Source organism: Pseudomonas oryzihabitans (assembly GCF_007665395.1).
Classification (GTDB): Bacteria; Pseudomonadota; Gammaproteobacteria; order Pseudomonadales; family Pseudomonadaceae; genus Chryseomonas; species Chryseomonas psychrotolerans_C.
This window is the reverse complement of sequence record NZ_VDND01000039.1, coordinates 1-234: the sequence shown is the minus strand read 5'-3', so window position 1 is coordinate 234 and position 234 is coordinate 1. Positions and strand designations below refer to the sequence as shown.

The window sequence follows — 234 nt, the reverse complement described above, 5'->3', positions numbered from 1 at the left end:
CACCACCTGGCGGCGATAGGCGCGCAGCATGCAGCCGTAGTCGCGCATGGCGACGCCGGTGGAACGCTGCACGGCGCGATTGATCAGGCGCGACGGCAGGGTGCGCAGGTAGGAATCCTGGCGCTGCTGGCGCACGGTGCCGACCACGTCGTAGCCCTGGGCGGCGGTGTGCACCAGGCGCGGGATCTCTTCCGGCGGATTCTGCAGGTCGGCGTCCAGGGTGATGATCAGGTC

At 69.7% G+C, this 234-nt stretch carries 1 protein-coding gene; it reads right to left on the bottom strand.

What is annotated here, in order from left to right; genetic code table 11:
* Positions 1-234: glycosyltransferase (locus FSV73_RS25485; RefSeq protein WP_145013149.1), on the bottom strand; the 234-nt coding region annotated here is incomplete at both ends.